The organism is Aquiflexum sp., assembly GCF_977115555.1.
In genome coordinates, this window is record NZ_CDSBKL010000196.1 from 1 (window position 1) to 7,586 (window position 7,586).

At 41.1% G+C, this 7,586-nt stretch carries 9 protein-coding genes; all 9 read left to right on the forward strand.

Features of this window, described 5'->3' with window-relative positions; genetic code table 11:
• The coding region (locus tag ACZFYI_RS12315; protein WP_462524432.1) for a TetR/AcrR family transcriptional regulator at positions 1–620 on the forward strand (620 nt) is incomplete at its 5' end.
• A gap of 51 nt (positions 621–671) precedes the next feature.
• Positions 672–1,931, forward strand: coding sequence for a TolC family protein (locus ACZFYI_RS12320; protein WP_462524433.1), 1,260 nt, complete (start codon positions 672–674; stop codon positions 1,929–1,931).
• A gap of 25 nt (positions 1,932–1,956) precedes the next feature.
• Complete coding sequence (locus ACZFYI_RS12325) at positions 1,957–2,853, forward strand: HlyD family secretion protein (protein WP_462524434.1); 897 nt, start codon at positions 1,957–1,959, stop codon at positions 2,851–2,853.
• Positions 2,854–2,855: 2 nt separating this feature from the next.
• Complete coding sequence (locus ACZFYI_RS12330) at positions 2,856–3,782, forward strand: ABC transporter ATP-binding protein (protein ID WP_462524435.1); 927 nt, start codon at positions 2,856–2,858, stop codon at positions 3,780–3,782.
• A complete protein-coding gene (locus tag ACZFYI_RS12335; RefSeq protein WP_462524436.1) occupies positions 3,772–4,518 on the forward strand; it encodes an ABC transporter ATP-binding protein in 747 nt (248 codons plus the stop codon). The genes ACZFYI_RS12330 and ACZFYI_RS12335 overlap by 11 nt, the downstream gene beginning before the upstream one ends.
• 2 nt (positions 4,519–4,520) lie before the next feature.
• Entirely contained in the window at positions 4,521–5,627 is a 1,107-nt protein-coding gene (locus ACZFYI_RS12340) for an ABC transporter permease (RefSeq protein ID WP_462524437.1), read from the forward strand.
• The gene (locus ACZFYI_RS12345) at positions 5,624–6,745 is read left to right on the forward strand and encodes an ABC transporter permease (RefSeq protein WP_462524438.1); all 1,122 of its coding nucleotides are present in this window, start codon (positions 5,624–5,626) and stop codon (positions 6,743–6,745) included. Before ACZFYI_RS12340 ends, ACZFYI_RS12345 begins: the two co-directional genes overlap by 4 nt.
• Before the next feature lie 2 nt (positions 6,746–6,747).
• Entirely contained in the window at positions 6,748–7,122 is a 375-nt protein-coding gene (locus ACZFYI_RS12350; protein ID WP_462524439.1) for a DUF2147 domain-containing protein, read from the forward strand.
• Between the two features lie 42 nt (positions 7,123–7,164).
• Entirely contained in the window at positions 7,165–7,557 is a 393-nt protein-coding gene (locus ACZFYI_RS12355; RefSeq protein ID WP_462524440.1) for a hypothetical protein, read from the forward strand.
• Positions 7,558–7,586: the final 29 nt, after the last annotated feature.

The following is a 7,586-nucleotide window of genomic DNA, read 5'->3' on the forward strand; positions in this document are numbered from 1 at the left end:
AGAAAATAAAGGAACTAGACGCAACTACTGAATCAAAAATAAAAGAAGCTGCTAGAAAGGTCTTTCTTCGAAAGGGGTATTCGGCCACACGGACCAGGGACATTTCTGAAGAAGCAGGTATCAACCTAGCTTTACTCAACTACTATTTCAGAAGTAAAGAAAAACTTTTTGAAATTATCATGTTCGAAACCATGTTTGGCTTTATGCAAAGTATGGCCTTTGTGTTTAACGATGAGAGTACTTCATTGGCCCAGAAAATTGAATTGATGGTTTCTAAATACATTGATAAGATCATTGAAGAGCCTGATGTACCTTTATTTATCATGAGTGAACTGAGAAATGACGCTACCGGATTTGTGGAGAAATTACCTGTTGCTACAATGATAATGAACTCTTCCCTGTTGAAGCAATACAAGATCGCGGTAGCCAATGGCGAAATCAATGAACCCAACCCTTTGCATTTCTTAATGAATCTCATGTCTATGGTGATGTTTCCTTTTATAGGCAGTCCATTATTGAAAAAAATGGGAAGTCTTGACAATAAGGCCTTTGAATCATTGATGCAGGAAAGGAAAAAGATGGTTCCTATTTGGATCAAATCCATGTTTTTCCAAACCTGATTTTTTTTGATAAAAAGTTAATCAAATTATTAAATCAAATAAATGAAACATATGATCAAACGTATTTTAATCGCTCTTTTTCTTTGTGTATTGGTACTCAGTGAATCAACCGCACAGAATCTAACTCTTGACAGCTGTCAGGCAATGGCAAGAAGGAATTATCCTCTAATCAGGCAATTTGAACTGATTGAAAAATCGAAAGAATACTCCGTCGAAAACATCCAAAAAGGCTATTTGCCTCAGGTGAATGTTTCGGGATATTCGACTTATCAATCTGATATTCTGACTTTCCCCTTCACCATTCCCGGATCTGAGTTAGAGCCACTCAGACAGGACCAGCACCGGATATATGGAGAAATCAACCAACCTATAACTGACCTTTTCAATGTTAAAAATCAAAAAGGATTGGTTGAAATAAACGCCGAAGTGGAGGCTCAAAAAATGGAAGTCGAACTCTACAAGCTCAAGGACAGAATAAACCAGCTTTTCTTCGGGGTACTTTTAATTGATGCCCAGGTCCACCAATTGGAAATCCTCAAAAAAGACATCCACTCTGGCATGGCAAAAACATCCACTGCCATAGAAAATGGGATCGCTTTAAAAAGCAGTCTTGACATCCTAAAAGTAGAGCTGTTGAAAGCCGATCAAAAAAAACTTGAATTAAAGGCAAACAGAAAAGCATTCCTGCAAATGATGTCACTTTTGACCGATCAGGAAATCAATGAAAATGCAGTTCTTCAGACACCTGAAAATCCACTGCAGGTTTCTGGAATCAACAGACCGGAATTACGGCTGTTTGATCTGCAGAGCCAATCATTCGCAGCTCAGAGCAAATTGCTCACAAATAAAACCCTCCCAAAACTCAACTTCTTTTTTCAAGGCGGGGTAGGCGCTCCCGGATTGAATATCATAGACAACAGTACTGCGGCTTATTACATCACCGGCCTAAGGTTGAATTGGAACATATCCGGTTTTTACACCAACAAAAAAGAAAAATCTCTTCAGGAGCTTAACCAGCGAGGGATTTCAGTGCAACGGGACGCATTTATCCTGAATACGGACATCACCCTCAGACAACAAAATACCGAGATCGAAAAAATGGAAAACCTCATCCTTTCCGACACAGAGATCATCCGAATGCGATCCCGCATAAAAACCACAACCCAAAACCAACTGGAGAACGGTACCGCCACCACTAATGATTATTTGATTCAATTGAATGCCGAGGACCAAGCAAGGCAAAATCAAATCCTTCATCAAATCCAATTGCTAATGGCACAATACAATTATCAGACAACCTCAGGAAACTAATCAGGAAAACTTAAATCATACAGCAATGAATACAATTAAAAAATTGACAGCGGTAGGAATCATATTATTTTCAGCCTGCAGCCCGGAAGAAAAATCCTTTGACGCATCAGGTTCCTTTGAAGCCATAGAAACCATCATTTCCTCAGAAGTTTCGGGGACAATCCTGGAACTGAATATTGAAGAAGGTCAGGAAATCCAGAGAGGATATCAGGTCGCGGTGATTGATTCGGTTCAATTACACCTTAAAAAGGCCCAGCTTGAAGCGCAATACATGGCCATCCTAAGCAAAAGTCCGGACATAGCCATTCAGCTTTCGGCACTGGAATCCCAACTGGCCACTGCTGAAAAAGAGAAATTAAGGATTTCAAATTTATTGCAGGGTGATGCCGCTACCAAAAAGCAGCTAGACGACATCAATGCCAATATTGAGGTCATTAAAAAGCAAATCGCCGCCCAAAAATCCACTTTAAACATCACCCGGGACGGGATTTCAAAAGATGCCAATTCCATTCAGATCCAAATAGAGCAGATAGATGACCAGCTCAAAAGATCAAGAATCATAAATCCCCTAAATGGAACTGTCCTGGCAAAATACGCCCAGGAAAATGAAATCACTTCCATGGGAAAACCCATCTACAAAATCGCAGACCTATCCAACCTTACCCTAAGGGCCTATATTACAGGAGACCAGTTAGCCAAAATAAAGCTCAACCAGAAAGTTAAAGTACTCACCGACAACGGCGACGGTGGATTCAATGAGACCGAAGGAACAGTGACCTGGATAAACGACAAAGCTGAATTTACCCCAAAAACCATCCAGACCAAAGCCGAAAGGGCCAATCTGGTTTATGCTATAAAAGTCAATGTGGTAAACGACGGAACTTACAAAATCGGAATGTACGGAGAGATAAAATTTTCATAAAGATGATCGATGTCCAGGTAAACAACATTTCGAAAAGCTACGGCAAAGACAAGCAAAAAGCAGTTGATGAGGTTTCTTTTTCAGTCAAGAAAGGAGAATTGTTCGGACTGATAGGACCCGACGGTTGTGGCAAAACAAGCCTGTTCAGAATCCTGACAACCTTGCTTTTGCCTGACAGCGGAACGGCCACTGTAAACGGGTTTGATGTGGTAAAAGACTTCAGGGAAATCAGAAAAAGAGTAGGTTATATGCCGGGAAAATTCTCCCTGTACCAAGACCTGACTGTGGAAGAAAACCTCCATTTCTTCGCTACTCTTTTCGGAACCACTGTTGAAGCCAACTATGATCTGATCAAGGATATCTATGTGCAGATAGCACCATTCAAGGATAGAAGAGCAGGAAAACTTTCCGGAGGGATGAAACAGAAACTTGCCTTGTGCTGCGCATTGATCCATAGGCCAACCGTCCTTTTTCTGGATGAACCCACCACAGGGGTGGATACAGTTTCAAGGAAGGAATTTTGGGAAATGTTGAAGCAGCTCAAACAGCAGGGCATCACCATTTTGGTATCAACTCCCTACATGGATGAAGCGACATTATGTGAGCGGATTGCCCTTATCCAGGATGGCAGTATCATGTCAATAGACACCCCTGATGAGATCATCCATCAATATCCACAAAAACTGTATGCCGTGATGGCCAGGAACATGGGAGCATTACTGACAGATCTCAGGTCCATCAATAACATCAGCAGCTGCAATGCCTTTGGCCAATACCACCACATTACTTTCCTGCATGAGGATGTATGGACACCTGAACTGCTTATCAAAGCACTGGAATCCAAAGGCCATGTAGACCTTGAAATCAGGTTGATAACGCCCACTATAGAAGATTGCTTCATAAAACTGATGGACCGACATGGAAACTGAAATCGTAATCAAAACAGAAAAACTCACCAAGCGATTTGGTGATTTTATCGCCACCAATGAAATCACTTTCGATGTCCATGCCGGAGAAATATTTGGGTTTCTCGGAGCAAACGGTGCAGGAAAAACAACTGCCATGAAAATGCTCTGCGGACTTTCCACACCATCATCAGGCAATGCTACCATAGCAGGATTTGATATCTATAAAGAGACCGAGCAAATCAAAAAGAACATCGGATATATGAGCCAGAAGTTTTCACTCTATGAGGACCTGACTGTCCTGGAAAACATCAGCTTTTTTGGGGGAATCTATGGTCTGAGCAATAAAACATTGAAAGAGAAAAGCGAATCTCTCATAGAAACATTAGGGATGCAGGACCTCCGAAAAAAATTGGTGGGTAGCCTGCCCTTGGGCTGGAAGCAGAAATTAGCATTCTCGGTTTCCATTCTGCACGAGCCAAAAATCGTGTTTCTGGATGAACCGACAGGAGGAGTAGATCCGGTCACCAGACGTCAATTTTGGGACCTGATCTACGCAGCCTCCGATAGGGGGATCACTATATTCGTGACCACGCATTATATGGACGAAGCCGAATATTGCAACCGCATCACCATGATGGTCGACGGCGTGATCAAGGCCTTGGATACCCCCACAAAATTAAAACAACGATTTTCTGCTGATTCAATGGATCAAGTGTTCTTTGAATTGGCAAGAGGAGCAAAAAGAAAAGCCGATTAGCCATGAAACAGTTTCTAATATTTGTAAGGAAGGAATTTTACCATGTTTTCCGTGATCAGAAAACACTGCTTCTTTTGTTTGGAATGCCCATCGCCCAGATTATCCTCTTTGGGTTTGCATTGACCAATGAGATCAAAAATTCCAAGATAGTGGTCTCTGACTACGCCAATGACATGGCTTCCCACCGCATCATCGAAAAATTGGCCGCAAGCACAAATTTTGAAATCCAAAACCAGAGCCTCAGCCATTCCGAAATCGAAGCTGCATTCAAAAAAGGAGATATAAAACTGGCAGTTGTCTTTCCATCAAATTTCAACAACGATCTTCTACATACCAATAAAGCACAGGTCCAGATCATTGCTGATGCTTCTGATCCCAACACTGCAAATACCCTGACCAATTACGCGTCGAGCATCATCAAGGATTATCAGAGGGAACTGACAAAATCGACGATGGCACCGCTGCAGATCAATACCAATGTACGGATGATTTATAATCCTGAACTGAAGGGAGTATTCAACTTTGTTCCGGGGGTGATGGCATTGGTTTTATTGTTGGTTTGTGTGCTGATGACTTCTGTATCCATAGTAAGGGAGAAAGAGACGGGAACCATGGAAGTGCTTTTGGTCTCCCCGTTCAACCCCATCTTGGTCATTGTCAGCAAAGCTGTTCCTTACTTTTTCCTGTCCATTATCAACCTTACCGTGATTCTCGTACTGAGTACCACATTGATGGGCATGCCGATCAATGGAAGCATAGGTCTTTTGTATTTCGAAAGCTCCTTACTTATCCTCTGTGCATTGTCTCTTGGATTGCTGATTTCCAATTCCACTGACAGCCAACAAGCTGCCATGCTTATTTCCCTGATGGGTATGCTTTTGCCGGTTATGATGTTCACGGGATTTATGTTTCCACTCGAAAACATGCCAAAGGGGCTTCAGCTCTTCGCCAATATAGTCCCTTCAAAATGGTATTACATCACAGTCAAGTCCATCATGATCAAAGGCTTGGGTCTCTCCGAAATCTGGAAAGAAACCCTTATTCTGGCAGGGATGACGGTTGTATTACTGACCATCAGTATCAAGAAATTTAAAATAAGGCTATCATGAGAACATTGATGTTTTTACTCCAAAAGGAATTTCGCCAGATATTCCGAAATGATTTGATCCTAAGGATGATCATTGCGATGCCGATTATCCAGTTATTGATTTTGCCATTGGCTGCAGACTTTGAGATCAAGAATATCAATATATCTATCGTAGACCATGACCGGTCAACTTTTTCTCAAAAACTTATCGATAAAGTTATCGCTTCAGGGTATTTCAAATTGAATGATTACAGTGTCTCTTTCGATGAATCTTTCCAAGAGTTTGAAAATGACAACTCTGATCTGGTTTTGGAAATTCCTCAGGATTTTGAGAAGAATCTGATCCGTGAAAACTCAGGAGAACTGTTTATAGCGGTCAATGCCATCAACGGTACAAAAGCCTCGGTCGGCAGCAGTTATCTGGGAAGGATTATTTCTGATTATAACTCAGATATCCGCCTTCAGCGGATGGAACAACCGCAAATGAATGCTTCACCATTCATCGAAATTGCAACCCTGAATTGGTTTAATCCTTATCTGAATTATCCTTTTTTTATGGTACCGGGGATTCTGGTGGTATTGGTGACCATGGTAGGGGCGTATATGTGTGCCCTGAATATCGTCAAAGAAAAGGAGGTTGGGACAATAGAACAGATCAATGTGACCCCGATCAAAAAACATATTTTCATTTTGGGAAAGCTGATCCCGTTTTGGTTGATCGGAATATTCATTTTCTCAATAGGGCTTTTCATCATTGCAAGGTTTGTTTATGGCATCGTCCCAATGGGTTCTGTCATTGTGCTGTATTGTTTTTTGGGGATATACCTGATTGCATTACTTGGGATTGGGCTGATCATTTCTACTTATTCCAACACACAGCAACAGGCTATGTCATTGGCATTTTTCTGTATGATGATCTTCTTGTTGATGAGCGGGCTTTTTACTCCGATAGAAAGTATGCCGGAATGGGCAAAGCTGATAGCCAAATGCAATCCTGTCACCTACTTTATAGAAGTAATGAGGATGGTTGTTTTGAAAGGATCAGGCTTTTCTGACCTTGGGCGGCAGTTTTTGATCATTGGTGGAATGGCGGTTTTCTTCAACTCCTGGGCAATCTTAAACTATAAAAAAACATCATAACCATGAAACCATTCATTCTATTTCTGCATGTCTTTTTCTTTTGCACCATGACTCTCTTTGCCCAATCACCGGAAAAATCAATCGAAGGAAATTGGTATGCCGAAGATCTTTCCCAATCCACTATTCTGATTTACAGGGACAATTCCGGTGCACTCTCCGGTAAGATTATCAAATCTTCTGATCATGCAATGGTAAACAAAGAACCTCTAACTGGCTTCAGGTATTTTCCTGAAAAGAAAATGTATGTGGGAAAAGTCAAGCCTGCCAACAGGAATTTTGAACTCGATGGGGAGATTACCATCATAAATGAAAGTACGCTTCAACTGGTAGGTTCCTGGTTTTTTATCACAAAAACCTTTTTGCTAAAGAGAATCTGAAAGTCTTTCCAAATCCAATACCCCTGAAAAATCCATAAAGACATGTTCAGAAATATTATGATCGGTTTTTCAATAACCTACACTTTAGCCTGCATCCTGGTTTTGCTAAAATCAGGTTTCTGGATTATTCCTCAGGGAGTTCTGTTCAAACAGGAAGAAAATTTCTTTCTTCCATACCTGTTACTTCAGCTCTCATTGATCTATTTGGCAGGCAGCGGAATCACAGAAAAACGGGTTCAAATCCTAATTATGATTGCAGTTCTCACTCTCTCTGTGTTAATGTCAATCCGTGAAATGGTTGATGTGATCACAGAACAGGTAAGGCTATTCAGTAGACCCTTAGTGTTATTGGCAATAGGTCAAGGTTTATTTGCAATGGCGTTCCTGATTGATTTTGTAAATGACAAAAATCCAGACCTGGAAGAAAATTACTAACCTATGAAACAACATAAAAATTATTACCA

Coding starts and splice junctions, on each gene's coding strand:
- ACZFYI_RS12320 (WP_462524433.1), top strand. CDS start 672: ATGATCAAACGTATTTTAATCGCTCTTTTTCTTTGTGTATTGGTACTC.
- ACZFYI_RS12325 (WP_462524434.1), top strand. CDS start 1,957: ATGAATACAATTAAAAAATTGACAGCGGTAGGAATCATATTATTTTCA.
- ACZFYI_RS12330 (WP_462524435.1), top strand. CDS start 2,856: ATGATCGATGTCCAGGTAAACAACATTTCGAAAAGCTACGGCAAAGAC.
- ACZFYI_RS12335 (WP_462524436.1), top strand. CDS start 3,772: ATGGAAACTGAAATCGTAATCAAAACAGAAAAACTCACCAAGCGATTT.
- ACZFYI_RS12340 (WP_462524437.1), top strand. CDS start 4,521: ATGAAACAGTTTCTAATATTTGTAAGGAAGGAATTTTACCATGTTTTC.
- ACZFYI_RS12345 (WP_462524438.1), top strand. CDS start 5,624: ATGAGAACATTGATGTTTTTACTCCAAAAGGAATTTCGCCAGATATTC.
- ACZFYI_RS12350 (WP_462524439.1), top strand. CDS start 6,748: ATGAAACCATTCATTCTATTTCTGCATGTCTTTTTCTTTTGCACCATG.
- ACZFYI_RS12355 (WP_462524440.1), top strand. CDS start 7,165: ATGTTCAGAAATATTATGATCGGTTTTTCAATAACCTACACTTTAGCC.